This window comes from Streptomyces sp. HP-A2021 (assembly GCF_022807935.1).
Classification (GTDB): domain Bacteria; phylum Actinomycetota; class Actinomycetes; order Streptomycetales; family Streptomycetaceae; genus Streptomyces; species Streptomyces afghaniensis.
This window is the reverse complement of record NZ_CP094344.1, coordinates 3345266-3371353: the sequence shown is the minus strand read 5'-3', so window position 1 is coordinate 3371353 and position 26088 is coordinate 3345266. Positions and strand designations below refer to the sequence as shown.

The following is a 26088-nucleotide window of genomic DNA, read 5'->3' as shown; positions in this document are numbered from 1 at the left end:
TGAATGGGAGGAGCGGGGTATGCAACGGCGCACGCCCGGCACGGAAGGAGGGGCGCCCGCGCCAACTGGCGGCTGAGAGGGGTTAGTTCGTGCATGCTTTGTCACACGGCACCACATCGACACCGACCACCATCGCAGTTCCACCGTCGCTCTCCCTTCCGGTGATCGAGGCGGCGTTTCCCCGGCAACTCCACCCGTATTGGCCGAAGTGCCAGGAGAAGACCCGGGCCTGGCTGCTCGAAAAGCGGCTCATGCCCGCGGACAAGGTGGAGGAATATGCCGACGGCCTGTGCTACACGGACCTCATGGCCGGGTACTACATCGGCGCCTCCGACGAGGTGATGCAGGCGATCGCGGACTACAGCGCCTGGTTCTTCGTCTGGGACGACCGCCACGACCGCGACATCGTGCACGGCCGCCCGGTGGCCTGGCGGCGGCTGCGGGACCGGCTGCACTCGGCCCTCGACTCCCCCAGGGAGCACCTGCACCACGAGGACCCACTGGTCGCCGGGTTCGCGGACAGCGTGCTGCGGCTGTACGCCTTCCTGCCGGCGACCTGGAACCTCCGGTTCGCCCGGCACTTCCACGCGGTGATCGACGCGTACGACCGGGAGTACCACAACCGCACCCACGGAATCGTGCCCACGGTCGAGGAGTATCTCCGGCTGCGCCGGCTCACCTTCGCCCACTGGATCTGGACGGACCTGCTGGAGCCGGCCGCGGGATACGAACTCCCCGACGCCGTACGGAAACACCCGGCATATCGGCGGGCCGCGCTGCTGAGTCAGGAGTTCGCCGCCTGGTACAACGACCTCTGCTCGCTTCCCAAGGAAATAGCAGGCGACGAGGTGCACAATCTCGGAATCAGTCTCATCACCCATGAGGGGCTGACACTGGAACAGGCGGTCGTAGAAGTCAGGCGCCGCGTCGAGAAATGCATCACGGAATTCCTCGAGGCCGAACAGGAAGCATTACGATTCGCCGACTCCCTCGCCGACGGCACCGTGCGAGGAAAGGAACTGAGCGCCGCCGTGCGGGCCTGTCTGAGCAATATGCGGAACTGGTTCAGTTCCGTCTACTGGTTCCATCACGAGTCCGGCCGGTACATGGTCGACAGCTGGGACGACCGGTCCACGCCCCCGTACGTCAACAACGAAGCGGCAGGTGAGAAATGACCGTCGAGTCTGTGAAGCCCGAAGCCCCCCTCGCACCGGGCCTGCGTGAACCGCCCCGGGCCGGCGGCGGTGTCCCCTTCCTGGGGCACGGCTGGAAGCTGGTGCGCGACCCGCTGTCGTTCATGTCCCGGCTGCGCGACCACGGCGACGTGGTCCGGCTGAAGCTCGGACCGAAGACGGTCTACGCCGTCACCACCCCGGCGCTCACCGGAGCCCTCGCGCTGAGCAACGACTTCATCATCGCCGGACCGCTGTGGGAGTCACTGGAGGGCCTGCTCGGCAAGGAGGGCGTGGCCACGGCGAACGGCCCGCGCCACCGCCGCCAGCGGCGCACCATCCAGCCCGCCTTCCGGCTCGACGCCATCCCCGCCTACGGCCCGATCATGGAGGAGGAGGCACACGCGCTCACCGAGCGCTGGAAGCCCGGCGAGACCGTCGACTGCACCTCCGAGTCCTTCCGGGTGGCCGTGCGCATCGCGGCCCGCTGCCTGCTGCGCGGCGACTACATGGACGAGCGGGCGGAGCGGCTGTGCGTCGCGCTCGCCACCGTCTTCCGCGGGATGTACCGGCGGATGGTGGTGCCGCTCGGACCGCTCTACAAGCTGCCGCTCCCGGCCAACCGTGAATTCAACCGGGCATTGGCCGATTTGCATCTCCTGGTGGACGAGATCGTCGCCGAGCGCCGCGCATCCGGTCAAAAGCCGGACGATTTGCTGACGGCATTGCTGGAGGCGACGGACGAGAATGGCGATCCCATCGGGGAACAGGAGATCCACGATCAGGTCGTCGCGATCCTCACCCCCGGCAGCGAAACCGTCGCCTCCACGATCATGTGGCTGCTGCATATGCTCGCGGAACACCCTGAACACGCGGACCGGGTGCGCGACGAAGTTGAAGCCGTCACCGGTGGGAGGCCGGTGGCATTCGCAGACGTCCGAGGACTCAGGCACACCAACAATGTCGTCGTCGAGTCCATGCGTTTGAGCCCGGCCGTGTGGATTCTGACGCGGCGGGCGGTGCGGGACACGGAACTCGGCGGATACCGGATTCCGGCCGGGGCGGACATCGTCTACAGCCCGTACGCGATCCAGCGCGATCCGAAGTCGTACGCGCGGCACCTGGAGTTCGACCCCGACCGCTGGCTTCCGGGCCGGGTCAAGGACATCCCGAAGCACGCCATGAGCCCGTTCAGCACGGGCAACCGCAAGTGCCCCAGCGACCACTTCTCGATGGCCCAGCTGACGCTGATCACGGCGGCGCTGGCCACCAAGTACCGCTTCGAGCAGGTGGCCGGCTCGAACGACGGCACCCGCGTCGGCATCACGCTGCGGCCGCACGACCTGCGGGTGCGGCCGGTGGCGAGGTGAGAGCCCTTGGCCTCAGGCCGCCTCTGGGCCCCTGAACGTGCGCCGGTAGGCGTTCGGCGTCGTTCCGACCGCGCGGACGAAGTGGTGGCGCAGCGTGGCCGCGTTGCCGAACCCTGTTCGACCGGCGATCGCGTCCATGGTCTCGTCCGTCGCCTCCAGCAGCCGCTGGGCCAGCAGGACGCGCTGGCGCAGGATCCAGCGGTAGGGGGTCGTCCCGGTCTCCTGCTGGAAGCGACGGGCGAAGGTGCGCGGGGACATGTGGGCGTGGGCGGCCAGCTGCTCGACGGTGACCTCCTCGTCGAGGTGCCGCTCCATCCACGCCAGCACCTCGCCGATCGTGTCGGCCTCGGAGTGCGGCAGCGGCCGCTCGATGTACTGGGCCTGGCCGCCGTCGCGGTGCGGCGGCACCACCATCCGCCGGGCGATCTTGTTGGCGACCTCGGAGCCCTGCTCCTTGCGCACCAGGTGGAGGCAGGCGTCGATGCCGGCGGCGGTGCCCGCGGAGGTGAACAGCGGGTCCTCGTCGACGTAGAGCACGTCCGGCTCGACGGCCACGCGCGGGTACCGGCGGGCGAGGTCCTCGGCGTGCTTCCAGTGCACGGCGCAGCGCCGCCCGTCCAGCAGCCCGGCCGCGGCCAGCACGTAGGCGCCGGAGCAGACGCTGAGCACCCGGGCGCCGCGGTCGACGCCGCGGCGCAGGGCGTCCAGCAGCTCCGGTGGGAAGTCCCGGGTCGCGAAGCTGCGCCCGGCCGGCACGGCGATCAGATCGGCCGTCTCCAGGCGCTCCAGGCCGTGGTCGACCTGCAGCGAGAAGCCCGAATTCATGCGCAGCGACGGGCCCTCGGCCGAGGCGACGGCGAAGTCGTACACCGGCAGGCCGTCGTCGCTTCGGTCGGTGCCGAAGATTTCGCACACCACGCCGAGTTCGAAGGGGTTCACGCCGTCGAGGAGGGCGACGGCCACGTTCTGCAGCATGTCCCCAGTGTGCCTCGCCGCTGGCAGTAATTCGAGGGTCTACGACAGTACTGCCACTGACGGTAAGGACCATTCGGCGCGACAGTGGTGTCCATGGACACGAACCAGACTCAGACGCTCATCGCAATGATCTTCGTACTCGGGACGCTGGTCCTCCTGGTCCTCCCGTCCGTGCTCGGCATCGTGCGCGACCGGCGCATCGACCGGCAGATCCGGGAGGCCCAGGAGGCCCGCGAGGACGCTGCGGCTCAGAAGTCCTCGTCCAGGTCGACGGTGCCCTCCACCGCCACCTGGTACGCGGAGGGCCGCCGCTCGAAGAAGTTGGTCAGCTCCTGAACTCCCTGGAGCTCCATGAAGGAGAAGGGGTTCTCGGAGCCGTAGACCGGAGCGAAGCCCAGGCGGGTGAGCCGCTGGTCGGCGACGCACTCCAGGTACTGCCGCATCGACTCGGTGTTCATGCCCGGGAGGCCGTCACCGCACAGGTCGCGCGCGAACTGCAGCTCGGCCTCGACGGCCTCGCGGAGCATGTCCGTCACCTCCTGCTGGAGCCGGTCGTCGAACAGCTCCGGCTCCTCCTTGCGGACGGTGTCGACCACGTCGAAGGCGAACGACATGTGCATCGTCTCGTCGCGGAACACCCAGTTGGTGCCGGTGGCCAGACCGTGCAGCAGGCCCCGGCTGCGGAACCAGTACACGTACGCGAAGGCACCGTAGAAGAACAGGCCCTCGATGCACGCGGCGAAGCAGATCAGGTTCAGCAGGAAACGGCGGCGGTCGGCCTGGGTCTCCAGCCGGTCGAGCTGGTCGACCGAGTCCATCCACTTGAAGCAGAACCCGGCCTTCTCGCGGATGGAGGGGATGTTCTCGACGGCCGCGAAGGCCGCCGCCCGGTCGTCGTGGTCGGGGAGGTAGGTGTCCAGGAGCGTCAGATAGAACTGGACGTGCACGGCCTCCTCGAAGAGCTGCCGGCTCAGGTACAGCCGGGCCTCGGGGGAGTTGATGTGCTTGTACAGCGTCAGCACCAGGTTGTTCGCGACGATCGAGTCGCCCGTGGCGAAGAAGGCGACCAGGCGGCCGATCAGGTGCTGCTCGGCGGGGGAGAGCTTGGCGAGGTCGGCGACGTCCGAGTGGAGGTCGACCTCCTCCACGGTCCAGGTGTTCTTGATGGCGTCCCGGTAGCGCTCGTAGAAGTCCGGGTAGCGCATCGGACGGAGAGTCAGCTCGAAGCCGGGGTCGAGCAGGTTCTGGGTGGTCATTACTGGCAGGCCTCGCAGGACTCGGGGTTTTCCAGGGAGCAGGCGACCGCTTCGGGGTCCGGGGTGGCCTGCGCGGGGACGGTGGCCTGGGCGGCGCGGGCGATGCGGGTCGCCGGGCGCGAACGCAGGTAGTACGTGGTCTTCAGCCCGGACTTCCAGGCGTAGGCGTACATCGAGGAGAGCTTGCCGATGGTCGGCGTCTCCAGGAAGAGGTTCAGGGACTGGGACTGGTCCAGGAACGGGGTCCTGGCCGCCGCCATGTCGATCAGGCCGCGCTGCGGGATCTCCCAGGCCGTGCGGTAGAGGGCGCGTACGTCCTCGGGGATCCAGGCGAAGCCCTGCACCGAGCCGTTCGCCTCGCGCAGGGCCTCCCGGCTGCGGGCGTCCCACACGCCGAGCCGCTTGAGCTCCTGCACCAGGTAGGAGTTGACCTGGAGGAACTCACCCGACAGCGTCTCGCGCTTGAACAGGTTGGACACCTGTGGCTCGATGCATTCGTACACGCCCGCGATGGAGGCGATGGTGGCCGTCGGCGCGATGGCGAGGAGCAGGGAGTTGCGCATGCCGGTCGCGGCGACGCGCTCGCGCAGGGCCGCCCAGCGCTCCGGCCAGGTCAGCTCCACGTCGTAGTGGTCGGGGTGGAGCACGCCCTTGGCCGTACGGGTCTTCTCCCAGGCCGGCAACGGGCCGTTGCGCTCGGCGAGATCGGCGGAGGCCTCGTAGGCGCCGAGCATGATCCGCTCGGCGATGCGGGTGGAGAGCCGCTTGGCCTCCGGTGAGTCGAAGGGCAGGCGCAGCTTGAAGAAGACGTCCTGCAGGCCCATGACCCCGAGACCGACGGGGCGCCACCTGGCGTTGGAACGGCCCGCCTGCTCCGTCGGGTAGAAGTTGATGTCCACGACCCGGTCGAGGAACGTGACGGCGGTGCGGACGGTCTCGTCCAGCCGCTCCCAGTCGATGTCCCCGCCGGCCTGGTCGACGAGCGCGCCGAGGTTGACCGACCCCAGGTTGCAGACCGCCGTCTCCCCGTCGCTGGTGACCTCCAGGATCTCCGTGCAGAGGTTGGAGGAGTGGACGACGTGGCCCGGCTCGGCGGTCTGGTTGGCGGTGCGGTTGGCGGCGTCCTTGAAGGTCATCCAGCCGTTGCCGGTCTGTGCGAGGGTGCGCATCATGCGGCCGTACAGCTCGCGGGCGGGCAGGGTCTTCTTCGCCAGACCCTTCGCCTCGGCCGCCCGGTACGCGGCGTCGAACTCCTCGCCCCACAGGTCGACCAGCTCGGGCACGTCCGCGGGGGAGAACAGCGACCACCGCGCGTCGGCGTTCACGCGCCGCATGAACTCGTCGGGCACCCAGTGCGCGAGGTTCAGGTTGTGCGTGCGGCGCGCGTCCTCGCCGGTGTTGTCGCGCAGCTCGAGGAACTCCTCGATGTCGGAGTGCCAGGTCTCCAGGTAGACCGCGGCGGCGCCCTTGCGGCGGCCGCCCTGGTTCACGGCGGCGACCGAGGCGTCGAGGGTCTTCAGGAACGGGACGATGCCGTTGGAGTGGCCGTTGGTGCCGCGGATCAGCGAACCGCGCGCACGGATGCGGGAGTACGCGATGCCGATGCCGCCGGCGTGCTTCGACAGCCGCGCCACCTGGTGGTAGCGGTCGTAGATCGAGTCCAGCTCGTCCTTGGGGGAGTCGAGGAGGTAGCAGGACGACATCTGGGGGTGCCGCGTGCCGGAGTTGAAGAGGGTGGGGGAGGAGGGGAGGTAGTCGAGCCGGCTCATGAGCCCGTAAAGCGCGGCGACTTCGTCGACGGAGCGGCGGGTGTCGTCCTCGGCGAGACCGGCGGCGACGCGCAGCATGAAGTGCTGGGGCGTCTCGATCACCTTGCGGGTGATCGGGTGCCGGAGCAGATAGCGGCTGTGCAGCGTGCGCAGGCCGAAGTAGCCGAAGCGGTCGTCGGCGGCCGTGTCGATCAGGGCGTCGAGACGGGCGGCGTGGAGGCGCACGAACTCGGCGGTCCGGTCGGCGATGAGACCCTCCCGATGCCCGACGGCCACGGACTCGGTGAAGCACGTGACGCCCTGTGAGGCGGCCTCGGCGCGGATCCCGATCGTCAGCAGGCGCGCGGCCAGCCGGGAGTAGGCGGGATCCTCGGAGATGAGGCCGGCGGCCGCCTCGGTCGCCAGGTCGCGCAACTCCGACTCGTCGGCCCGCGCGGAGCGGCCGCGCAGAGCGGCGGCGGCGACCCGGCCGGGGTCGGCGTCGGGGAGGTCGGCGGTCAGCTCGGTCAGGGTCCGCAGCAGCGCGGCACCGGGACCGTCGTGCTCTTTTTCGGCGGCTGAGACCGGATCGGCTGGCGCGATGGTCACGTGGGGCTCTCCCTCGCTCGGCACGGGGGCCTCGCACAGGGCAGGGGGCAGCACGCGAACGCACGCGGCGTCGCGTCCACCGGCCCACTCCGCGAGGCCCGGACGTCAGGGCGCACCGGCCGGGCGGCCGGGCGCGCTGTCGGCAGGTCCTCGGACTGACTCCCATGCGCGGATAAAAAGGCATGGGTACACCGTTGCGGGACAGTTCCGGATTCACACCGGATTCCCCTGCGGCGACAGCGAGCATGAGCATACATCTTGTGCCGGGTGGCGAAAGCACCCCTAGATGTAGTGTCGCGACGGTTTCACAGCGTCAACTCGTAGGTGAGGAGAGTGATGTCGGGAAGCTCCGGAAGCGGGTTCCAGTCGCGCTCCGGGACACGGACGAAACCGAGGCGTTCGTAGATGCGGTGGGCGGAGTGCATGGTGCGCTGCGTCGACAGGACGACGCGGGCACAGCCGTCCGTCGCACGGGCGCGGTCGACGCAGGCCCGGACGAGGGCCTCTCCGGCGCCGCGGCCGCGCGCCTCGTGGGCGACGGCGAGCATCCGTATCTCTGCCTCTGAGGGACGGGCGATGTCGGCCATGGGACCGCCGGCGGGGACGAAGGTGACGCCGCCGAGGAGCTGTTCGCCCTGGATGGCCACCAGGACGTCCGCGGCGGCGGCCCGCTTGGCCACGTCCTTGAGTTCGCCGAGGTACCAGTCGCTCTCACCGAAGTCGAGGAGGCCGTCCTTCAGATAGGCCTGGGCGGTGATCTCACCGAGGGCGTCGTATTCGGTGGGCTTCACCCGCCGGATGAGGATGTCCATGGTCCGAGTGTGCGGGACGGGTATGACAGCGGGCCGCCGGTTATCACCGACGGCCCGCTGTCACCTGCGAGTCAGTGCGAGGTGCCCGCCGTCGCCGGCGGAAGCTCCACCTGGACTCCGGGGTCGCCCGCGTCCGCCGTGTAGTCCTCCGGCTTGGTCTCGTCGATGCCGTCGGGGGCCTTCAGGGCCCTCAGGACGAAGGTCAGGACGACGGTGACGACGACGTTCAGGACGAACGCCGTGAGGCCGATGTAGCCGATCTCGCCGATGCCCGGGATCTCCTTCGACGAGCCGCCGAAGTGCTTCTGGGTCGGGGAGGCGACGCCGTACGCGGCGACCGTGCCGTAGACCATGCCGACCGCCCAGCCCGCGAGCAGTGCCCAGCGGTGGAACCAGCGGGTGAACAGGCCGCCGACCAGGGCCGGGAAGGTCTGGAGGATCCAGATGCCGCCCAGCAGCTGGAAGTTGATGGCGACCGTCTTGTCCATGGTGAGGACGAAGGCCAGCGCGCCCACCTTCACCAGCAGCGAGACCAGCTTGGAGACCTTGGTCTCCTGAGCGGGTGTGGCGTCGGGCTTGATGAAGTCCTTGTAGATGTTGCGGGTGAAGAGGTTCGCTGCCGCGATGGACATGATGGCCGCCGGGACCAGGGCCCCGATGCCGATCGCCGCGAAGGCCACGCCCGCGAACCAGTCCGGGAACATGGTCTCGAACAGCTGCGGGATCGCCAGCTGACCGTTCTGCACCTTGATCCCGGCCGCGATCGCCATGAAGCCGAGCAGCGCGAGCAGGCCCAGCATCAGCGAGTACAGCGGCAGGATCGTGGTGTTGCGGCGGATCACGTCACGGCTCTTCGAGGACAGCGTCGCCGTGATCGAGTGCGGGTACATGAACAGCGCGAGCGCGGAGCCCAGCGCCAGCGTGGCGTACGTCCACTGCCCCGCCTCCGGCGGCGTGAGCGCACCGCGCGGCGCGCCCGTCGCCGGGTTGGTCTGGCTGAACGCGTCGCCCGCCTTGGCGAAGATCTCGTCGAAGCCGCCCAGCTTGATCGGGATGTAGATGATCGCCACCGCGATGACGATGTAGATCAGGGTGTCCTTCACGAACGCGATCAGCGCCGGCGCCCGCAGACCCGACGAGTACGTGTACGCCGCCAGCACACCGAAGGCGATCAGCAGGGGCAGGTCCTTGATGAACCAGTTGGTGTTCTCGCCGCCGCCGACGCCCATGACGTCCAGTACGGCCTGGATGCCCACCAGTTGGAGCGCGATGTACGGCATCGTGGCCAGGATGCCGGTCACCGCCACCGCCAGCGACAGGCCCTTGGAGCCGAACCGGCCGCGCACGAAGTCGGACGTCGTCACGTACCCGTGCTTGTGCGAGACCGACCACAGGCGGGGCAGGAACGTGAAGATCAGCGGGTAGACGAGGATCGTGTAGGGCACCGCGAAGAAGCCGGCCGCGCCCGCCGCGTAGATCGCCGCCGGTACGGCCACGAAGGTGTACGCCGTGTACAGGTCGCCGCCGAGCAGGAACCAGGTGATCCACGTGCCGAACGAGCGGCCGCCCAGGCCCCATTCGTCCAGGCTGTGCTCGTTCTCGGCCTTGCGCCAGCGCGCGGCCAGGAAGCCCATGACCGTGACGGCCAGGAAGAAGAAGATGAAGACGGCGAGTGCGACGCCGTTCACGCCGTCGTTCACTGCGACGCACCGCCCTTCGCGGCAGAGCGGGCGCGCTGGTCACGCTGCCACAGCTTGTAGGCGATCATCGTCAGTGCGGTGGAGATCAGCACCCATGCCATCTGGTACCAGTAGAAGAACGGGATCCCGATGAAGGACGGGTCGGTCTTGGCGTACGAGCCGACCCACAACATGGCCACGAAGGGCGCTATGAGGCAGAGAGCGATGACGACGCGCATCGGCGTCACCGTCGCCCCTCTGCCGGCTTCTGGGGCTTGCGACATCAGGCGGCTCCGTCCCCTCAGTGATCACCTGTGCAATGCGCAGGCAATCTAGGTCAGGGTGCGGTGGGAACGGAACCCCTCGTCCGTAATGCGGTACCCAAAAGAAACCGAGCTCAGCAGCAGTCGCACCGCCCCGCGCGCACTACTCCTGGGGACGCTTCAGACGCGCCACGAACTTGTACCGGTCCCCCCGGTACACCGACCGCACCCACTCCACCGGCTGCCCGTCCCGGTCCAGCGAGTGACGGGAGAGCATCAGCATCGGCAGGCCGACGTCCGTGCCGAGCAGGCCGGCCTCGCGCGGGGTGGCCAGCGAGGTCTCGATGGTCTCCTCGGCCTCCGCGAGATGGACGTCGTAGACCTCGGCGAGCGCGGTGTAGAGGGACGTGTACTTCGCCAGGGACCGGCGCAGCGCCGGGAAGCGCTTCGCGCTCAGGTGGGTGGTCTCGATGGCCATCGGCTCGCCGTTGGCCATGCGCAGCCGCTCGATGCGCAGCACCCGTCCGCCGGCCGTGATGTCGAGCAGCCCGGCGAGACGGTCGTCGGCGGTGATGTAGCCGATGTCCAGGAGCTGCGAGGTGGGTTCGAGACCCTGGGCGCGCATGTCCTCGGTGTACGAGGTCAGTTGCAGCGCCTGCGAGACCTTGGGCTTGGCGACGAACGTGCCCTTGCCCTGGATGCGCTCCAGCCGGCCCTCGACGACCAGCTCCTGGAGCGCCTGGCGCACGGTCGTGCGCGAGGTGTCGAACTCGGTCGCCAGTGTGCGTTCGGGCGGCACCGGAGTGCCGGGCGCCTGGGTCTCGGTCATGTCGAGCAGGTGCTTCTTCAGGCGGTAGTACTTGGGCACGCGTGCGGTGCGGACGGGCGCCCCGCTCTCGTTCTCCGCACTGCTGATGTCGGTGCTCATGCTCCGCCTTCCCGGCTCCTGGGCCGACACGATCTCACTTGTATACCGTCGGCGCCGCTTTTGGTCTAGTCCACAACTCGAAGTGGTCTACCTGGAGTATGCCGTGCCCGGTCGGGTTTTCGCCGGGTTCTTACTTAAAGGTTCCTGCATATGTAGGTCGCATAACGGCTGGTCAGAGCCGAATCCGGACCCTTGACAGGCCTGCTGGTCTGGTCCAAGCTCCCCGTACTGGTCTACACCATTGGTCCAGGGTCCTGGCCCCACGAACGCGGGGAGCAGGGGGGTCGGTGGCATCCCTGAGGAGGGTGGCGTGAAGCGCAAGCTGATATCCGCGATCGGTATCGCGGGCATGATGGTCTCCATCGCGGCGTGCGGGGGCGAGGGCGGCAGCGGGGGTTCGGACAAGGGCGCGGACGCCAAGGAGCTGACCGTCTGGCTCACCGTCGACGCCCAGAACAACTGGCCGGAGCTGGTGAAGGCCGCCGACGCCGCCGTGCAGAAGAAGCACCCCGGGCTGAAGATCAACCACGAGTACTACGGCTGGCCCGACAAGAACGCCAAGCTCGACGCCGTCCTCGCCACCGACAAGGCCCCCGACGTGGTCGAGATGGGCAACACCGAGATGCTCGGCTACATGGTCAAGGGCGCCTTCGCCCCCCTCGACCCGGGCGAGTTCGACACCTCGGACGCCTGGCTGGACGGCCTCAAGGCCTCGGTGACCTACGAGGGCAAGACCTACGGCGTCCCGTACTACGCCGGCGGCCGCGTCGCCAACTGGCGCAAGGACCTGGCGGCCTCGGTCGGGGTGAAGACGCCCCCGAAGACGTACAAGGACCTCACCGCCGCCCTGGACAAGATCCAGAAGAAGCAGGGCGGCAAGTTCAGCGCCTGGTACCAGCCGACCCGCGACTGGTACGCGGCCATGTCCTTCGTCTACGACGCCGGCGGCGCCATCGCCACCGAGTCGGGCGGCCAGTGGAAGGCCTCCCTCTCCTCGCCCGAGTCCCTCAAGGGCCTCAAGGAGTTCAAGAACGTCGTCGACTCCTACATGCACGGCGACAAGACCAAGGACGAGTCCGACCGCTACATCGTCTACGGCCAGGGCAAGTCCGCCATGATCTTCGCCGCCGCCTGGGAGGGCGCGACCGCCGAGGACCCCAAGAACGACAAGACCGGCAAGCTCAAGGGCAACCTCGAGAACTTCGTGATGCCCGGCCCGTCCGGCAAGAACATGCCCGTCTTCCTGGGCGGCTCCGACCTCGCCGTGCCGGTGAAGTCCGACGCGCCGGCCCTGGCCGCCGAGTGGATCAACGCGTTCACCGGTTCCTCCGGCCAGAAGGGCCTGATGGCCAAGGGCAACCTGCCCAACAACAAGACCGACCTCGCGACGCTGAAGAACGACCCGAAGACGGCGGTCCCCGCCACCGCGGCCGAGTCCAACTGGTTCGTCCCGATGGCCCCCGGCTGGGGCCAGGTCGAAAAGGCGCAGATCCTCCAGACCATGCTCCAGAGCATCGGCACCGGCAAGAAGTCGGTCGAGGCCGCCGCCAAGGAGGCGGACGCCGCGATCGACAAGGTCATCAACACCAAGTGACCTGTGGGCGGGGCTCCCTTGTGGCGGAGCCCCGCCGTCGTCAAGACCTGAGGGACCGCCGAGGAGCGCGCGATGAGTGCCGCAGACACCACCACCCCTGCCAAGGTGCCGCCACCGCGGCAGGCACCGCCACCTCCCCCCGCCGAACTGCCACGGGCGAACCGGCCGTCGGGCGGGACCGCGGTCCCCTGGCTGCTGCTCGCGCCCTGCCTGCTGATCCTCGCCCTGGTCATGGGCTATCCGCTGGCCCGTCTGGTCACCCTGTCCTTCCAGAAGTTCGGGCAGTCCCAGTTGTGGGGCTTCCAACCGGCCGAGTCGGTCGGGTTCGACAACTTCGCGAAGGTGCTGGGCGACGGCGAGTTCTGGACCGTCGTGGTCCGCACGGTCGTCTTCGCCGCCGGGGCCGTCGTCTTCACGATGGTGATCGGCATGGCGCTCGCCCTGCTGCTCCAACGGGTCTCCGGCTGGCTGAAGGTGCTCATCAACATCGTGCTGGTGGCCAGCTGGGGCATGCCCGTCATCGTGGCCACCACGGTCTTCAAGTGGCTCTTCGACTCGGACTACGGCGTCTTCAACGCGCTGCTCAGCAAGCTGCCCGGCGTCGAGATGATCGGCCACAACTGGTTCGCCAGCGGGCCCGAGGGCCTCGCCGTGATCATGCTGCTGGTGGTGTGGGGAGCCGTGCCGTTCGTGGTCATCACACTCAGCGCGGGTCTCACCCAGGTGCCGAAGGAACTGGAGGAGGCCGCCCGCCTGGACGGCGCCGGCGCCTGGGGCGTCTTCCGCTATGTCACCCTGCCCGTCCTCAAGCCGATCATCGTGATGCTCACGACCCTGTCGGTCATCTGGGACATGGGCGTCTTCCCCCAGGTGTTCGTCATGCGCAACGGCCACCCCGAGCCGGAGTTCCAGGTCCTCAACACCTACTCCTACGACCGGGCGTTCGTCGTCAACGACTACGCCCAGGGCTCGGCGATCGCGCTGATCACCGTCCTGCTGCTGCTCGGCGTGGTCGCCGTCTACATGCGGCAGATGCTGAAGATCGGAGAGGTCGAATGAGCAGCACGCTGACCGGCCGCCGGGCGCCGAAGCTCTGGTGGAACGTCCTCGGCCTCCTGGTCTTCGTCACCGCGGGATTCCCGCTGTACTGGATGCTCAACACGGCGTTCAAGCCCGCCGAGGACGCCATCGACCCGGACCCGAGCCTGCTGCCGACCGGCATCACCTTCGCCAACTTCGGCCGGGCGCTGGACATCGCCGACTTCTGGGGCCCGGTGGGCCGCAGCATGGTGGTGTCGCTGGCGGTGGTCGTCATCGGCATGGTCGTGGGGCTGCTGGCCGCGCTCGCCATCTCGCGCTTCGCCTTCCGGGGGCGCAAGATCGTGATCGTGGGCATCCTCGCGGTCCAGATGGTCCCGCTGGTCGCCATGATCATCCCGGTGTTCCTGCTGCTCAACGACCTGGGCCAGTACGACCGGCTGACGGGCCTCATCATCACGTACCTGACCTTCATCCTCCCGTTCACCGTGTGGACGCTGCGGGGCTTCATCGTCAACATCCCGAAGGAACTCGAGGAGGCCGCCATGGTCGACGGCTGCTCCCGCACGGGCGCCTTCCTCCGGGTCGTCTTCCCGCTCCTGGCCCCCGGCATGGTCGCCACCTCGGTCTACGGCTTCATCCAGGCCTGGAACGAGTACCTGTACGCCCTGATGCTGCTCAGCCAGAAGAACCAGACGGCGACCGTCTGGCTCGGCAACTTCACCACCAAACACGGCACCGAATACGCCCCGATGATGGCCGGCGCCACGATGATGGCCGTGCCGATCGTCGCCCTCTTCCTCCTCGTCCAGCGCAAGATGGCCGCGGGCCTGACCGCGGGCGCCGTGAAGGGATGACCTCACCCCATGACGACACTCGCCGGCGGTACCGACACGCTCACCCGTGACGCCCTGACGGTCCTCCAGCCCGGCTTCACCGGAACCACCGCCCCCGACTGGCTGCTGCGCCGGCTCGGCGAGGGCCTCGCCTCCGTCGGCCTGTTCGGCCGCAACATCGCCTCGCCCGGCCAACTGGCCGCGCTGACCGCGCAACTGCGGGCCGAACGCGACGACGTCCTGGTCGCGATCGACGAGGAAGGCGGTGACGTGACGCGCCTGGAGGTGCGGACCGGCTCCTCCTTCCCGGGCAACTACGCCCTCGGCGCGGTGGACGACGTGGAGCTGACGCGCCAGGTCGCCCACGAACTGGGCCGCCGTCTTGCGGCCAGCGGCGTGAACCTCAACTGGGCCCCGTCCGCCGACGTCAACTCCGACCCGCGCAACCCGGTGATCGGCGTCCGCTCCTTCGGCGCCGACACCGACCTGGCCGCCCGGCACACCGCCGCGTACGTGACGGGCCTGCAGTCGGCCGGAGTCGCCGCCTGCACCAAGCACTTCCCGGGCCACGGCGACACGGCCGTCGACTCCCACCACGCCCTCCCGCGCATCGACGTCCCCGCGGACGTGCTGACCGACCGTGAACTGACCCCGTTCCGCGCGGCCATCGCCGCCGGCAGCCGGGCCGTGATGAGCGCCCACATCCTGGTCCCGGCCCTGGACCCCGACCGCCCGGCCACCCTCTCCCGCCGCATCCTGACCGGCCTGCTGCGCGGCGAACTCGGCTACGACGGCCTCATCGTCACCGACGGCATGGAGATGCGGGCCATCGCGGGCACCTACGGCATCGAACGCGGCAGCGTCCTCGCCGTCGCCGCCGGTGCCGACGCGATCTGCGTGGGCGGCGGCCTGGCCGACGACGCGACCGTACGGCGCCTGCGCGACGCCCTGGTCGCGGCGGTCCGCACGGGCGAGCTGCCCGAGGCACGCCTGGCCGAGGCCGCGGACCGGGTCCGGGCGCTGGCCCGCTGGGCGAGCACGGCAGGCCGCGCCCCCGGGGAGACCCACGGCAGCGAGATCGGCCTGCACGCCGCCCGCCGCGCCCTCACGGTCACCGTCGCCCCGGGCCTCGGGACCCCGGAGACCTTCAAGCCCCTCACCGAACCGCCCTACGTCGCCGCACTCACCCCCGTCGCCAACATCGCGGTGGGCGACGAGACCCCCTGGGGCATCGCCGCCGAACTCGTCCACCTCCTGCCGGGCACGGTGACGGGCAGCTTCTCGGCGGAGGGCGGCAACGAGAGCGATGCCGGTGCCGGTGAGAGCGCCGGACGGGCGGCCCTCGAGGCAGCCGGTCCGCGCCGCATCGTCGCCGTCGTCCGCGACGAACACCGCCATCCCTGGATGGCGGCGGCCCTCGACACCCTGCTGGCCGCCCGCCCCGACACCATCGTGGTCGAGATGGGCGTCCCCCAGGCCGCGCCCCGCGGCGCCCTGCACATCGCCACCCACGGCGCGGCCCGCGTCTGCGGCCGGGCGGCGGCCGAGGTGATCGCCGGGGTGTAGGCCTGTCGGGTCGCAACCTACTGGGTTATAAAGCTACTTCCGAATGTAGTACTTCTTATACATGAGCGAGCAGGTGCACAACAGGCTGGCCGTGGTGCGCGCCGAACGGAAGGTGTCGCGGCAGAGCCTGGCCGAGGCAGTGGGAGCCCACTACCAGACCATCGGCTACATCGAGCGAGGGCAGTACAACCCGAGCCTCGACCTGGCACTGAGGATCTCGAAGTTCTTCGGTCTGCCGGTCGAGGCCCTGTTCTCCCTCGAACCGTTCCGGCCGCTCACGGACGAGGTCTACGGGAGGAACCAGCCATGACGACGACACGCCTGACCCGCTACGACCGGAGCATGCTGCGGCTCATGAACGACCGCCGCGGCCAGGCCTGGTACGCCACGGCGGCACGCCGGCGTCTGGCCGTCGCCGCGCACGTCACCCTCACCGTGGCCATCGGCGCACTGATGACCCACTTCTTCCTCGCCAAGGGCGAGCCGCTGTGGCCCGTCGCCGTGATGGCGGTGCTGCTGCTGCTCTGGATGGTCGCGACCGGCGTCATCAACGGCGCCACCCGGGGCCTGCTGGAGCTGCGCGAACACGTACTGGACGAGCGGCAGTCGGCGGAACGCAGCCGCGTCCTGGCCCGGGCCCACCGCATGACGACCCTGCTCCTGGCCGCGGCGGCGATCGCCCTGCTGATCACGGGCGGTGTCGAAGGCGACGCTCCGAAGGCCTACGCCGCACCCCTCCTCATCGCCGTCCTCGTCGTCCACTGGGTCATGCCGCTGTGGGTGGCCGGCCTGCTGGCCCAGGACGAGCCGGCCGACGACGAGGCCATGGAGGCAGGACAGCACATCTAGATGCCCTGCCACTCCGGCTTGTTGGCGTAGGTGTGCCGGAAGTAGTCCGCCAGCTTCAGCTTCGACGCGGCGGCCTCGTCGACCACGACGGTCGCATGCGGGTGGAGCTGGAGCGCGGACGCGGGGCACACCGCGGCGACCGGTCCCTCCACCGTCGCCGCGACCGCGTCCGCCTTGCCCTCGCCGGTGGCGAGCAGCACCAGGTGCCGGGCCTCCAGGATGGTCCCGATGCCCTGGGTGATCACGTGGTGCGGCACCTGGCCGATGTCGCCGTCGAAGAAGCGCGCGTTGTCGATCCGGGTCTGCTCGGTCAGCGTCTTGATCCGCGTCCGCGACGCCAGCGACGAACACGGCTCGTTGAACCCTATGTGCCCGTCGGTCCCGATCCCGAGCAACTGCAGGTCCACGCCCCCGGCGTCCGCGAGCGCCTTGTCGTACGCCTCGCACGCGCCCTGCACGTCCTCGGCCGTGCCGTCCGGCCCCGTGAACTGGTCCATCCCGATGCCGAGCGGCTCCAGCACCTCACGGTGCAGCACCGAGCGGTACGACTCCGGATGGTCGGCGGGCAGCCCCACGTACTCGTCGAGCTGGGCTATCCGCGCCCGCGTGACGTCCACGGCACCGGAGCGCACCTTGGCCGCCAGCGCCTCGTACACGGGCAGTGGCGTCGAGCCGGTCGCCACGCCGAGCAGGGCGCCGGGCTTGCGCCGGAGCAGCTGGGCCATGGCCTCGGCGATGAGCTCGCCGCCCGCCTTGGCGTCCGGAACGATGACAACTTCCACGCTGGGCCTGCCGATCTGAGAGGGATGCTCAACTGGACTGGTCCTGGGAGGGGGATGTGGTTTAGACCAATCCAAGGCCAATCTAACAGAGCGGCGGCGCCGCTCCCAGGGTGAATGCAGCCGGTCCCACAGGGGCAGCCGCTCGGTGCCGGCCAGCTCTCCGGCAGGTGAACAGCACCGGTCCCGCGTGGCCGTTCCGCGGTGCGGGGGAGTGGAATGGGAGCTGCATCCGCCCGCGCCCCGGAAGGAACCCCGCCATGACCGCCGCCACACCGGACACCCCCAGCGAGCGCCCGGGCCGGATCATGGCCCGGGAGATGGCGGAGCAGCCCGCCGTCCTGCGCCGGATCCTGGCCGACGGCGCCCCGGCCATCCGGGACGTGGCACGGCGGATCGCCGCCCGCGCTCCCCGCTTCGTCCTGCTGACCGCCCGCGGCACCTCCGACAACGCCGCCCTCTACGCCAAGTACCTCCTGGAGATCCGGCTCGGCCTGCCCTGCGGACTCACCTCGATGTCCACCACCACGGCCTACGGCGCCCGGCCCGACCTCACGGACGTCCTCGTCGTCACCGTCAGCCAGTCCGGCGGCTCTCCCGACCTGGTCGCCTCGACGCGGGCCGCCCGCCAAGCCGGTGCGATCACGCTCGCCGTCACCAACAACCCGGACTCGCCGCTCGCCGGCGTCTCCGAGTACCACATCGACATCATGGCCGGGCCGGAGAAGGCCCTCCCCGCGACCAAGACGTACACCGCCTCCCTTCTCGCGCTCTACCTGTTCGTCGAGGGCCTGCGCGGCGGCGACGGCACGCCCGCGCACGTCCTGCCGGACCTCGCAGGGCACCTGCTCGCCCGGCAGGACGAGGTGCGCGCCCTCGCCGCCCGCTACCGCTTCGCCGAGCGCATGGTGATCACCTCGCGCGGCTACGGCTACCCCACGGCCAAGGAGGCCGCCCTCAAGCTGATGGAGACCAGCTACATCCCCGCCCTCTCCTACTCCGGCGCCGACCTGCTGCACGGGCCGCTCGCCATGGTCGACAACGTCTCCCCGGTCATCGCCGTGGTCACCGACGGCAAGGGCGGCGAAGCGCTCCAGCCGGTCCTCGACCGGCTGCGCGGACGCGGTGCCGACCTGGTCGTCATCGGCCCCCGGCATCAGGTCGAGCAGGCGTCGGCCGGCTTCGTCCTGCCGACGGAGGACGTCGCCGAGGAGGTGCAGCCCGTCCTGGAGATCATTCCCCTCCAGCTCCTCGCCTACGAGGTCACCATCGCCCGCGGCCAGGACCCGGACGCGCCCCGGGCGCTGGCGAAGGTGACGGAGACTCGTTGACTACGTGAGCGACTCGTTGACTAGGTGAGCGAACCCCCCGTCACATCCACCCAGCTCCCCGTGACCCAGCGCCCTGCGTCCGAGACCAGGAACGCCACCACGTCGGCGACGTCGGCCGGCTCTCCCACTCCGCCCAGCGCCGAATACGCCGCGGCCTTCGCCCAGCCGTCGGCGCTGCCGTGCAGCAACGGGGCCGTGTTGTCCGTGTCGATGATCCCCGGCGCCACCGAGTTCACCGTGATGCCCCGAGGGCCCAGCACCTTGGACAGGTCCCGTGAGAGGACGTCCAGCGCGCCCTTCGTCATCGCGTACGCCATGTTGTCCGGCATCGCCGCCGTGCGGGCCAGCCCCGAGGAGATGTTGACGACCCGGCCGCCGTCCCGCAGCCGGCTCATGCCCTGCTTGAGTATGAAGAACGGCGCCTTCACGTTCACCGCGAAGACCTTGTCGTACTCCGGCTCCTCCAGCTCATGGATCGGCGGCGTGTTGCCGATCCCCGCGTTGTTCACCAGGATGTCCAGCCCGTCCGCGTGCCGGTCGAACTCCGCCCACAGCGCCTCGGCATCCCCCGGCAGGCCCAGCTCCACGCCCACCGCGAACGCCGAGCCGCCCGCCGCCTCGATCGCCGCGACCGTCTCCTTCGCCGCCGTCTCGTTCCTGCCGTAGTGCACCCCGACCCGCGCACCGTCGCGCCCCAGCCGCTCGGCGATCCCTCGCCCGATGCCCCTGCTCGCGCCCGTGACGAGTGCCGTCCTGCCCGTGAGCACGCCCATGGCGGCGCCCCCTTCTCTTTTTACTAGCGGTCGCTACAGAAATGACCGTACCCCACCCCGGCGACATTTCTCTAGTGCCCGCTATAAAATGCACTCCATGGTGAACGACGACGGGACCGCGAGGGCCGAGAGGCACGGAACCGCGACAGGCAACGGCAAGGGACGGCCCCGCGGCCGCCCCCGCTCCTTCGACCGCGAGACGGCGCTGGAGAAGGCACTCCTGGCCTTCTGGGAGCACGGCTACGAGGCCACGTCCGTCTCCGACCTCACCCGCGTCATGGACATCGGCGCCCCCAGCCTCTACGCCGCATTCGGCGACAAGCGGTCCCTCTTCGAGGAGGTCGTCCAGGTCTACGGCACGAGGTACGGCTCGTTCGCCGACCAGGCCCTCGCCGAGGAGCCCACCGCCCGGGACGCCGTCGAGCGCATGCTGCGCGAGGCCGCGACCGCGTACACGGAACCCGGCCACCCGCACGGCTGCCTCGTCGTCCACGCCGCCGCGAACTGCTCGACCCCCGAGGTCGAACAGTCGCTGCGGGACCGCCGCAACGCCAACATCGCCGCGTTCGAGAGCCGTATCAGAGCCGATGTCGCCGCCGGCGTGCTGCCCCCGGGTACCGACTGCGCCGCCCTGGCCCGGCACACCGGAGCGATGATCCAGGGCATGTCACAACAGGCGCGGGACGGGGCGAGCCGGGAGGAACTGGAGGCGGTCGTGGAAATTGCCATGTCCATCTGGCCCCGCACAGGAACCCACACGCGTTAGGCTGCCGGGGGGACGCAGGCGTGTCCCACCAGTCGGAGAATTAACAACAACGAACAGCCTCCAACGCATGGACACCACGAGTGGTCTAGTCCACAATGCGTGACGAGAGCGCGTGTGCAGCGCGCACCAGCCTCCGCCTTCCCCGCACAGGAAGGCGGACAGAGGAACCGAGGCTCTCTGCCCTGACTGCCCCGGCTCCTCGTCCTTCGGCCGACCGGGACCGCACACCCCACGGCCGATACTGCTCCGGGCTGCGGTGCCGGGAGGGTTGAGGGTCCCTCTCAGGCGCCGCGGCCCGCGGGTGTTCCAGGAGCCCGTACCTGTCCGGGCCCGTACATTTCAGAGCCGTACAAACCCCCGGGTACGCTCGCTCACGTGCCCTCCATGAACGAACTCGTACGCCAGCACACCGCCCTCGACGACACCGATCTCGAGTGGCTCCACCTGCTGGTCTCGGAGTGGCAGCTGCTCTCCGACCTCTCCTTCGCCGACCTGGTGCTGTGGGTCCCCACCAGCGACGGCACGCGGTACGTGTCCGTCGCGCAGATGCGGCCCAACACCGGTCCGACGTCCTACCAGGACGACATGGTGGGCCATCTCGTCCCGCGTGGCCGCCGCCCGATGCTGGACGCCGCCCACGACGAGGGCCGTATCGTGCGCGAGGGCGATCCCGAGTGGCGCGAGGAGGTCCCCGTCCGGGTCGAGTCGATCCCCGTACGGCGCGAGGGGCGCGTCCTCGGTGTCATCGCCCGCAACACCAACCTCCTCACCGTGCGCACCCCGAGCCGCCTGGAGCTCACCTACCTGCAGAGCGCCTCCGACCTCGCGCAGATGATCGCGGCCGGCTCCTTCCCGTTCGCGAACCAGCAGCTCGACATGGACGCCTCACCCCGGGTGGGCGACGGCCTGATCCGGCTCGACGCCGACGGCATCGTCCAGTACGCCTCCCCGAACGCGCTGTCCGCCTACCACCGCCTCGGCCTCGCCTCCGACCTCGTCGGCCAGCACCTGGGCAGGACCACCGCCGAACTCGCCCCGACCCGGGGCCCGGTGGACGAGGCGCTCGCCAAGGTCGCCAGCGGGTGGGCGCCGCGCGAGTTCGAGATCGAGGCCAGCGACGGGGTCATCCAGTTCCGCGCGATCCCCCTCAAACCCAAGGGCACCCGCATCGGCTCGCTGGTCCTGCTCCGTGACGTCACCGAACTCCGCCGCCGGGAACGCGAGTTGATCACCAAGGACGCGACGATCCGGGAGATCCACCACCGCGTCAAGAACAACCTCCAGACGGTGGCGGCCCTGCTCCGCCTCCAGGCCCGGCGCATCGAATCCGACCGCGGCCGCGAGGCCCTGGAGGAGGCGGTGCGGCGCGTCGGATCGATTGCGATCGTGCACGAGACGCTCTCCCAGAACCTGGACGAGCGCGTGGAGTTCGACGAGATCGCCGACCGCGTCCTGGCCATGGTCGCGGAGATCTCCCCGGGCAAGGTCACCGGCCGGCGCACCGGACGCTTCGGCATCCTCGACGCCGAGGTCGCCACCCCGCTGTCGATGGTGCTGACCGAGGTTCTGCAGAACGCGCTGGAGCACGGCTTCCGCGAGGGCGACACCGGCACGGTCGAGGTGTCGGCGGTCCGCGGCGGTACGTCGAAGGAGGCCCGCCTGCTGGTCACCGTCCAGGACGACGGCGTCGGTCTGCCGGAAGGCTTCGATCCGCAGACCGCGGGCAACCTCGGCCTCCAGATCGTACGGACCCTGGTGGAGGGCGAGTTGGGGGGAACCTTCGACATGGTCCCGGCCCCGGAGCGCGGCACCCGTGTGATCCTCGACATCCCGGTGCCCGCGCGGAAGTAGGAGCGGCAGCATCGGGGCCTTGAAAGCGGCCCACGAAAGCATTGAGCCCCGGGCCATCAAATGGCCCGGGGCTAAAGCTCGTTGCTGCTTAACTAAGCGCATCGGGGGAACTGCGCGCTGCGGCTCGGGGGCGGGAGATGCGTACTCGCTGTACGCGCCGCCAAGCTCAGGCTGTCAGCAGGGGTGGGTTGTCAGGCGGAGGCCTGACGGGCCCGGTTGCGGGCGGCGCGGCGCTTCATGGCGCGGCGCTCGTCCTCGCTGAGACCACCCCAGACGCCGGAGTCCTGACCGGACTCGAGCGCCCACTGCAGACACTGCTCGATCACCGGGCAGCGACGGCAGACGGCCTTGGCTTCCTCGATCTGCAGCAGCGCAGGACCGGTGTTGCCGATGGGGAAGAAGAGCTCGGGGTCTTCCTCGCGGCAAACGGCGTTGTGACGCCAGTCCATGGCTGCTACCTCTCCTTGGTATTACGTGCAGGGCTTGCTTGTGAATGTGAACGCTTTCACGAATCCCTCAACAAGTGAAGGGCCGACTGCCAGGTTCCCGGCGAAGGTCCTGTGAGTTGAAGAGGGGTTCTGGTGATCAGTGGAGGCCGGTGTTGCGGGCCGTCTCGATCGCCACGTAGAGACTCGCAAACCTCAGCGGCGGATACAACCCCTTCTGGAAAGTTTTTTTTGATTCTTCGGTGTCGACTAGGTCACAGCCGTACTTCCATGGGGTGGATCCTGGCCTAAACGTTCGAGTGAAAGGACTTTAGCCAGTTCTGCTCACACAATCACACGCAGTGCACGGCGTACGCCTGTGAACGTCACGCTTGTTCGCAGCCCCAGGTGGTCACCGTCCATCTGGAGGGGGAGCGGCACCTTCGAATGCAAGGTGAACTCGGTCAAATCGTGCAGAGAGGTCGCGTGCTTGCCACGGGGTCCGCGCTCGGGGGACGAAGTGAGCAACTGGGTGCCATACCGGGCAACCGCCGCCGTGGAGAGCCGGCTGAGACCGAAGAGATCGAGTCCGGTATCGAACGAGGCCTTAGGCGCCGCGTAGATCGGGCGATTCCCCAGAAACGTCCACGGGGAGGTGTTCGAGACTATGGACAGCACCAGATCGGTGACCGGATCCTCGCCGGCCCGCTCCAGCGTGATCGTCCCGTGCCGGCGGTGCGGCTCGCCGAGGAGCTGGCGCACGACCTGGCGGACGTAAAGAGCGTGTGTGGATTTCCGGCCGCGCTCGCGGTGCTGCTCCACCCGGCCGACCACACCGGCGTCGAAGCCGAGCCCCGCGTTGAAGGTGAACCAGCGGGAGGGCACCGCCTCGTCCTCCGTGCCCGGGGTGCCGGAGGTCAGACCCAGACCGACGGTGCGTTCGCTGCCGTCGCGCAGGGCGTCCAGCAGAGCCCCGGTGGCTTCCACCGCGTCATTGGGCAGGCCCAGAGCGCGGGCGAAGACGTTGGTGGAGCCGCCCGGGACCACCGCGAGGCCGGGGAGGTGTCCCGGGTCGGGACCGGCGTGCAGGAGACCGTTGACCACCTCGTTGACCGTGCCGTCGCCGCCGAGGGCCACCACCAGGTCTATGTCGTCGCTCTCCGCCGCGTGCCGGCCCAGGTCTCGCGCATGGCCGCGGTACTCGGTGGTGACCGCTTCGAGCTTCATCTCGCTGGCGAGCGCGTGGATCAGTACGTCGCGTGTGCGCGCACTTGTGGTGGTTGCCGCCGGATTGACCACGAGAAGTGCACGCATGACTGGCAGCGTACCTACTGGGTGGTACCTGGCCCAGACCGAGGTAGGGATCAGGTAAGAGAGCGGAGGTGAACCTCGCCATGAGGGGCGCGTACGACAGGGCTACTCTTCAGGGGTGAGCAGTGAGCAGACCCCCACCACCCCGGACATCACCGGCCCCCGCCCGCGGCGGCTGACGTACGCCGCACTGCTGGCCGCACTGGAAGGGCTCGCGCTGGTCGTCGGCGGCGTCTGGATCCTCGTCCTCGGTCTCACGGGTGAGCCGGACGACCGCCGGCAGGCCGTGACCGGGGGCATCACGCTGGTCGTGCTCGCGCTGCTGCCGCTGCTCGCCGCGCGCGGGCTGCTCGGCCGCCGCAGCTGGAGCCGCGGCCCGGCCGTCATCACCCAGCTCATGGCGCTGCCGGTGGCCTACAACCTGCTCCAGGCCGACAGCATGGCCATTCCGGCCGGGATCGCCCTCGCGGTCGTGGCCGTCGCGGCACTCGTCCTGCTCGTGAATCCCGAGACGACCCGGGCCCTCGGGATCCGCGGGCCCGGCAACCCCGGCAACCTGGAGAAGTAGCCGTCACTCCTCGACGAGGAGCTTCTCCCGGAGCTGCGCCAGTGTGCGCGCCAGCAGCCGCGAGACGTGCATCTGCGAGATGCCGACCTCCTGCGCGATCTGCGACTGGGTCATGTTGCCGAAGAAGCGCAGCAGCAGGATCCGCTTCTCGCGCGGCGGGAGATCCTCCAGCAGCGGCTTGAGGGACTCCCGGTACTCCACGCCCTCCAGCGCCTCGTCCTCCGCGCCGAGGGTGTCAGCGACCGCCGGGGACTCGTCGTCGGTGTCGGGGACGTCCAGGGACAGCGTGGAGTACGCATTGGCGGACTCCAGGCCCTCCAGGACCTCCTCCTCCGAGATCGCCAGCTTCTCGGCGAGCTCGTGGACCGTGGGGGAGCGGCCGTGCAACTGCGAGAGCTCGGCCGTGGCCGTGGTCAGCGACAGGCGCAGCTCCTGGAGGCGGCGCGGGACGCGCACCGCCCAGCCCTTGTCGCGGAAGTGCCGCTTGATCTCGCCGACGACCGTCGGGGTCGCGTACGTGGAGAACTCCACGCCGCGGTCCGGGTCGAAGCGGTCGACCGACTTGATCAGCCCGATCGTGGCGACCTGTGTGAGGTCGTCCAGCGGCTCGCCGCGGTTGCGGAAGCGCCGCGCGAGATGCTCCACGAGCGGCAGGTGCATGCGGACCAGCTGGTTGCGCAGCTCCGCGTACTCGGGGCTGCCGTTGCTCAGGGTGCGCAGTTTGAGGAACATTTCGCGCGCCCCGCTGCGATCCGGGGAGCCGTGCGACGCACCCTGTGTGTGGTGCGCGCGCGGCGCTGCGTCCTCGGAGTGTCGCTCGTGCTCGCTCATCGTCCCGCCCGTCGCCCTTCCCCGAGCCCTCGCCTCCTCCTCCACTCCCGGCTTCACGCGAGTGGGGGGACCCCCTTGGGCGGGAGATGCCGCGATCCCTCCGCCCGGAGGCGCGCTCCGCACGGCACCGTCCCGGTCCCGCCGCTCGCCGCCCGGGAGGACGGCCCCCGCGGATTCGTCCTCGGGATGCGGGCGGGCCTGCTCGGGGATGCCGTCGATGCCGTCCGCCATGCGCCGGGTGCCGCCGGGCGCCGTGCCCGCGCCTGGGGCCGTGCCCTCGGCAGGCAGCTCTCGTGTGCCGCGCTCTTCGTCCCGCACCGGCCCGTCCTCGTTCCTCACGCCGGCCCGGGTCCCGCGCCGCGCTGTTTGTAGAGGCTGATCGAAACGGTTTTGTCCTTGTCCACGGCGGAGGAGACCTTGCCCGCGAGAGCGGACAGGACCGTCCAGGCGAAGGTGTCCCGCGAGGGGGCATGGCCATCCGTGGTCGGCGCCGAGACGGTGACCTCGAGCGAGTCGTCGACGAGGCGGAAGACACAGCTGAGTACGGAGCCGGGCACGGCCTGCTGAAGCAGGATCGCGCAGGCCTCGTCCACCGCGATGCGCAGGTCCTCGATCTCGTCGAGGGTGAAGTCCAAACGGGCCGCGAGACCGGCCGTGGCCGTACGCAGCACCGACAGGTAGGCACCCGCGGCCGGCAGCCGGACTTCCACGAAGTCCTGGGTCGCGGGCTCGCCTGCGATCTGGGACACCCTCACCTC

At 69.5% G+C, this 26088-nt stretch carries 26 protein-coding genes and 1 riboswitch; of the genes, 13 read left to right on the top strand and 13 right to left on the bottom strand.

What is annotated here, in order from left to right; translation table 11 throughout:
* The first annotated feature begins 89 nt into the window (after positions 1-89).
* Both cyc1 and MQE23_RS15195 read left to right on the top strand, forming a co-directional pair.
* Entirely contained in the window at positions 90-1175 is a 1086-nt protein-coding gene (cyc1, locus tag MQE23_RS15200; RefSeq protein ID WP_128092619.1) for an epi-isozizaene synthase, read from the top strand.
* Positions 1172-2542: a cytochrome P450 gene (locus MQE23_RS15195; RefSeq protein WP_243379381.1), complete on the top strand. Its 1371-nt coding sequence runs from the start codon at positions 1172-1174 to the stop codon at positions 2540-2542. Before cyc1 ends, MQE23_RS15195 begins: the two co-directional genes overlap by 4 nt.
* A 12-nt stretch (positions 2543-2554) precedes the next feature.
* On the opposite strand, the gene MQE23_RS15190 is transcribed toward MQE23_RS15195, so the two are convergent.
* Positions 2555-3517: a helix-turn-helix domain-containing protein gene (locus MQE23_RS15190; protein WP_243379380.1), complete on the bottom strand. Its 963-nt coding sequence runs from the start codon at positions 3515-3517 to the stop codon at positions 2555-2557.
* A gap of 93 nt (positions 3518-3610) precedes the next feature.
* On the opposite strand from MQE23_RS15190, the gene MQE23_RS15185 reads away from it, so the two are divergent.
* Positions 3611-3853 carry a hypothetical protein gene (locus tag MQE23_RS15185; RefSeq protein WP_167338028.1) on the top strand — a complete coding sequence of 81 codons (243 nt, stop codon included), beginning with the start codon at positions 3611-3613 and terminating at the stop codon, positions 3851-3853.
* Here MQE23_RS15185 and MQE23_RS15180 read toward each other — a convergent pair.
* The 6 genes from MQE23_RS15180 to MQE23_RS15155 all read right to left on the bottom strand — a co-directional run bounded on the left by MQE23_RS15180 (position 3766) and on the right by MQE23_RS15155 (position 10812).
* Positions 3766-4773 carry a ribonucleotide-diphosphate reductase subunit beta gene (locus MQE23_RS15180; protein ID WP_020274237.1) on the bottom strand — a complete coding sequence of 336 codons (1008 nt, stop codon included), beginning with the start codon at positions 4771-4773 and terminating at the stop codon, positions 3766-3768. The two genes, MQE23_RS15185 and MQE23_RS15180, sit on opposite strands and share 88 nt — an antisense overlap.
* Positions 4773-7130 (bottom strand): ribonucleoside-diphosphate reductase subunit alpha, encoded by a 2358-nt coding sequence (locus tag MQE23_RS15175; protein WP_020274238.1) that lies wholly within the window; start codon positions 7128-7130, stop codon positions 4773-4775. The genes MQE23_RS15180 and MQE23_RS15175 overlap by 1 nt, the downstream gene beginning before the upstream one ends.
* Before the next feature lie 145 nt (positions 7131-7275).
* Positions 7276-7358: riboswitch (cobalamin riboswitch) on the bottom strand.
* Between the two features lie 77 nt (positions 7359-7435).
* The gene (locus MQE23_RS15170; protein WP_020274239.1) at positions 7436-7942 is read right to left on the bottom strand and encodes a GNAT family N-acetyltransferase; all 507 of its coding nucleotides are present in this window, start codon (positions 7940-7942) and stop codon (positions 7436-7438) included.
* 71 nt (positions 7943-8013) lie between these two features.
* Positions 8014-9642, bottom strand: a complete 1629-nt coding sequence (locus tag MQE23_RS15165; RefSeq protein WP_020274240.1) for a sodium:solute symporter family protein — start codon at positions 9640-9642, stop codon at positions 8014-8016.
* On the bottom strand, positions 9639-9905 hold the full coding sequence (locus MQE23_RS15160) for a DUF3311 domain-containing protein (protein WP_082319954.1): 267 nt from the start codon (positions 9903-9905) through the stop codon (positions 9639-9641). Before MQE23_RS15160 ends, MQE23_RS15165 begins: the two co-directional genes overlap by 4 nt.
* Positions 9906-10047: 142 nt before the next feature.
* Positions 10048-10812 carry a GntR family transcriptional regulator gene (locus tag MQE23_RS15155; protein WP_020274242.1) on the bottom strand — a complete coding sequence of 255 codons (765 nt, stop codon included), beginning with the start codon at positions 10810-10812 and terminating at the stop codon, positions 10048-10050.
* A 310-nt stretch (positions 10813-11122) separates the two neighbouring features.
* On the opposite strand from MQE23_RS15155, the gene MQE23_RS15150 reads away from it, so the two are divergent.
* The 6 genes from MQE23_RS15150 (at position 11123) to MQE23_RS15125 (ending at position 16695) form a co-directional block, all read left to right on the top strand.
* On the top strand, positions 11123-12406 hold the full coding sequence (locus MQE23_RS15150; protein WP_020274243.1) for an extracellular solute-binding protein: 1284 nt from the start codon (positions 11123-11125) through the stop codon (positions 12404-12406).
* A gap of 72 nt (positions 12407-12478) precedes the next feature.
* Entirely contained in the window at positions 12479-13465 is a 987-nt protein-coding gene (locus MQE23_RS15145) for a sugar ABC transporter permease (protein WP_020274244.1), read from the top strand.
* A complete protein-coding gene (locus MQE23_RS15140; protein WP_020274245.1) occupies positions 13462-14301 on the top strand; it encodes a carbohydrate ABC transporter permease in 840 nt (279 codons plus the stop codon). Before MQE23_RS15145 ends, MQE23_RS15140 begins: the two co-directional genes overlap by 4 nt.
* A gap of 9 nt (positions 14302-14310) precedes the next feature.
* On the top strand, positions 14311-15846 hold the full coding sequence (locus MQE23_RS15135; protein WP_243379379.1) for a glycoside hydrolase family 3 protein: 1536 nt from the start codon (positions 14311-14313) through the stop codon (positions 15844-15846).
* Between the two features lie 61 nt (positions 15847-15907).
* A complete protein-coding gene (locus MQE23_RS15130; protein WP_020274247.1) occupies positions 15908-16156 on the top strand; it encodes a helix-turn-helix transcriptional regulator in 249 nt (82 codons plus the stop codon).
* A complete protein-coding gene (locus tag MQE23_RS15125; RefSeq protein WP_243379378.1) occupies positions 16153-16695 on the top strand; it encodes a hypothetical protein in 543 nt (180 codons plus the stop codon). Before MQE23_RS15130 ends, MQE23_RS15125 begins: the two co-directional genes overlap by 4 nt.
* On the opposite strand, the gene nagB is transcribed toward MQE23_RS15125, so the two are convergent.
* Positions 16692-17477, bottom strand: coding sequence for a glucosamine-6-phosphate deaminase (gene nagB / locus MQE23_RS15120; RefSeq protein WP_243379377.1), 786 nt, complete (start codon positions 17475-17477; stop codon positions 16692-16694). The two genes, MQE23_RS15125 and nagB, sit on opposite strands and share 4 nt — an antisense overlap.
* Before the next feature lie 257 nt (positions 17478-17734).
* Here nagB and MQE23_RS15115 point away from each other — a divergent pair, with 257 nt between their 5' ends.
* Entirely contained in the window at positions 17735-18805 is a 1071-nt protein-coding gene (locus tag MQE23_RS15115; RefSeq protein ID WP_020274250.1) for an SIS domain-containing protein, read from the top strand.
* Between the two features lie 20 nt (positions 18806-18825).
* Here the strand turns inward: MQE23_RS15115 and MQE23_RS15110 are convergent, their stop codons facing one another.
* Positions 18826-19578, bottom strand: a complete 753-nt coding sequence (locus tag MQE23_RS15110; protein ID WP_020274251.1) for an SDR family oxidoreductase — start codon at positions 19576-19578, stop codon at positions 18826-18828.
* 97 nt (positions 19579-19675) lie between these two features.
* Here MQE23_RS15110 and MQE23_RS15105 point away from each other — a divergent pair, with 97 nt between their 5' ends.
* The gene (locus MQE23_RS15105; protein WP_037670682.1) at positions 19676-20344 is read left to right on the top strand and encodes a TetR/AcrR family transcriptional regulator; all 669 of its coding nucleotides are present in this window, start codon (positions 19676-19678) and stop codon (positions 20342-20344) included.
* A 384-nt stretch (positions 20345-20728) separates the two neighbouring features.
* Positions 20729-22195, top strand: coding sequence for a PAS domain-containing sensor histidine kinase (locus MQE23_RS15100; protein WP_020274253.1), 1467 nt, complete (start codon positions 20729-20731; stop codon positions 22193-22195).
* A 191-nt stretch (positions 22196-22386) separates the two neighbouring features.
* Here MQE23_RS15100 and MQE23_RS15095 read toward each other — a convergent pair whose 3' ends face one another.
* Together MQE23_RS15095 and MQE23_RS15090 are read right to left on the bottom strand one after the other, a co-directional pair.
* A complete protein-coding gene (locus MQE23_RS15095; RefSeq protein ID WP_003992873.1) occupies positions 22387-22644 on the bottom strand; it encodes a WhiB family transcriptional regulator in 258 nt (85 codons plus the stop codon).
* A gap of 321 nt (positions 22645-22965) precedes the next feature.
* Positions 22966-23934, bottom strand: coding sequence for a diacylglycerol kinase family protein (locus tag MQE23_RS15090; RefSeq protein ID WP_020274254.1), 969 nt, complete (start codon positions 23932-23934; stop codon positions 22966-22968).
* Positions 23935-24049: 115 nt separating this feature from the next.
* Between MQE23_RS15090 and MQE23_RS15085 the strand changes: the two genes are divergently transcribed.
* Positions 24050-24499 carry a hypothetical protein gene (locus tag MQE23_RS15085; protein WP_020274255.1) on the top strand — a complete coding sequence of 150 codons (450 nt, stop codon included), beginning with the start codon at positions 24050-24052 and terminating at the stop codon, positions 24497-24499.
* 3 nt (positions 24500-24502) lie between these two features.
* On the opposite strand, the gene MQE23_RS15080 is transcribed toward MQE23_RS15085, so the two are convergent.
* Both MQE23_RS15080 and MQE23_RS15075 read right to left on the bottom strand, forming a co-directional pair.
* The gene (locus MQE23_RS15080) at positions 24503-25648 is read right to left on the bottom strand and encodes an RNA polymerase sigma factor SigF (protein WP_082319955.1); all 1146 of its coding nucleotides are present in this window, start codon (positions 25646-25648) and stop codon (positions 24503-24505) included.
* 17 nt (positions 25649-25665) lie between these two features.
* Entirely contained in the window at positions 25666-26079 is a 414-nt protein-coding gene (locus MQE23_RS15075) for a hypothetical protein (protein WP_003992877.1), read from the bottom strand.
* Positions 26080-26088 lie beyond the last annotated feature (9 nt).

What these genes read in the sequence shown, in the direction of transcription:
- MQE23_RS15195 (WP_243379381.1), top strand. Translation starts at nt 1,172, where the DNA reads ATGACCGTCGAGTCTGTGAAGCCCGAAGCCCCCCTCGCACCGGGCCTG.
- MQE23_RS15190 (WP_243379380.1), bottom strand. Translation starts at nt 3,517, where the DNA reads ATGCTGCAGAACGTGGCCGTCGCCCTCCTCGACGGCGTGAACCCCTTC.
- MQE23_RS15185 (WP_167338028.1), top strand. Translation starts at nt 3,611, where the DNA reads ATGGACACGAACCAGACTCAGACGCTCATCGCAATGATCTTCGTACTC.
- MQE23_RS15180 (WP_020274237.1), bottom strand. Translation starts at nt 4,773, where the DNA reads ATGACCACCCAGAACCTGCTCGACCCCGGCTTCGAGCTGACTCTCCGT.
- MQE23_RS15170 (WP_020274239.1), bottom strand. Translation starts at nt 7,942, where the DNA reads ATGGACATCCTCATCCGGCGGGTGAAGCCCACCGAATACGACGCCCTC.
- MQE23_RS15160 (WP_082319954.1), bottom strand. Translation starts at nt 9,905, where the DNA reads ATGTCGCAAGCCCCAGAAGCCGGCAGAGGGGCGACGGTGACGCCGATG.
- MQE23_RS15155 (WP_020274242.1), bottom strand. Translation starts at nt 10,812, where the DNA reads ATGAGCACCGACATCAGCAGTGCGGAGAACGAGAGCGGGGCGCCCGTC.
- MQE23_RS15145 (WP_020274244.1), top strand. Translation starts at nt 12,479, where the DNA reads ATGAGTGCCGCAGACACCACCACCCCTGCCAAGGTGCCGCCACCGCGG.
- MQE23_RS15140 (WP_020274245.1), top strand. Translation starts at nt 13,462, where the DNA reads ATGAGCAGCACGCTGACCGGCCGCCGGGCGCCGAAGCTCTGGTGGAAC.
- MQE23_RS15135 (WP_243379379.1), top strand. Translation starts at nt 14,311, where the DNA reads ATGACGACACTCGCCGGCGGTACCGACACGCTCACCCGTGACGCCCTG.
- MQE23_RS15130 (WP_020274247.1), top strand. Translation starts at nt 15,908, where the DNA reads ATGAGCGAGCAGGTGCACAACAGGCTGGCCGTGGTGCGCGCCGAACGG.
- MQE23_RS15125 (WP_243379378.1), top strand. Translation starts at nt 16,153, where the DNA reads ATGACGACGACACGCCTGACCCGCTACGACCGGAGCATGCTGCGGCTC.
- MQE23_RS15115 (WP_020274250.1), top strand. Translation starts at nt 17,735, where the DNA reads ATGACCGCCGCCACACCGGACACCCCCAGCGAGCGCCCGGGCCGGATC.
- MQE23_RS15110 (WP_020274251.1), bottom strand. Translation starts at nt 19,578, where the DNA reads ATGGGCGTGCTCACGGGCAGGACGGCACTCGTCACGGGCGCGAGCAGG.
- MQE23_RS15105 (WP_037670682.1), top strand. Translation starts at nt 19,676, where the DNA reads ATGGTGAACGACGACGGGACCGCGAGGGCCGAGAGGCACGGAACCGCG.
- MQE23_RS15100 (WP_020274253.1), top strand. Translation starts at nt 20,729, where the DNA reads ATGAACGAACTCGTACGCCAGCACACCGCCCTCGACGACACCGATCTC.
- MQE23_RS15095 (WP_003992873.1), bottom strand. Translation starts at nt 22,644, where the DNA reads ATGGACTGGCGTCACAACGCCGTTTGCCGCGAGGAAGACCCCGAGCTC.
- MQE23_RS15090 (WP_020274254.1), bottom strand. Translation starts at nt 23,934, where the DNA reads ATGCGTGCACTTCTCGTGGTCAATCCGGCGGCAACCACCACAAGTGCG.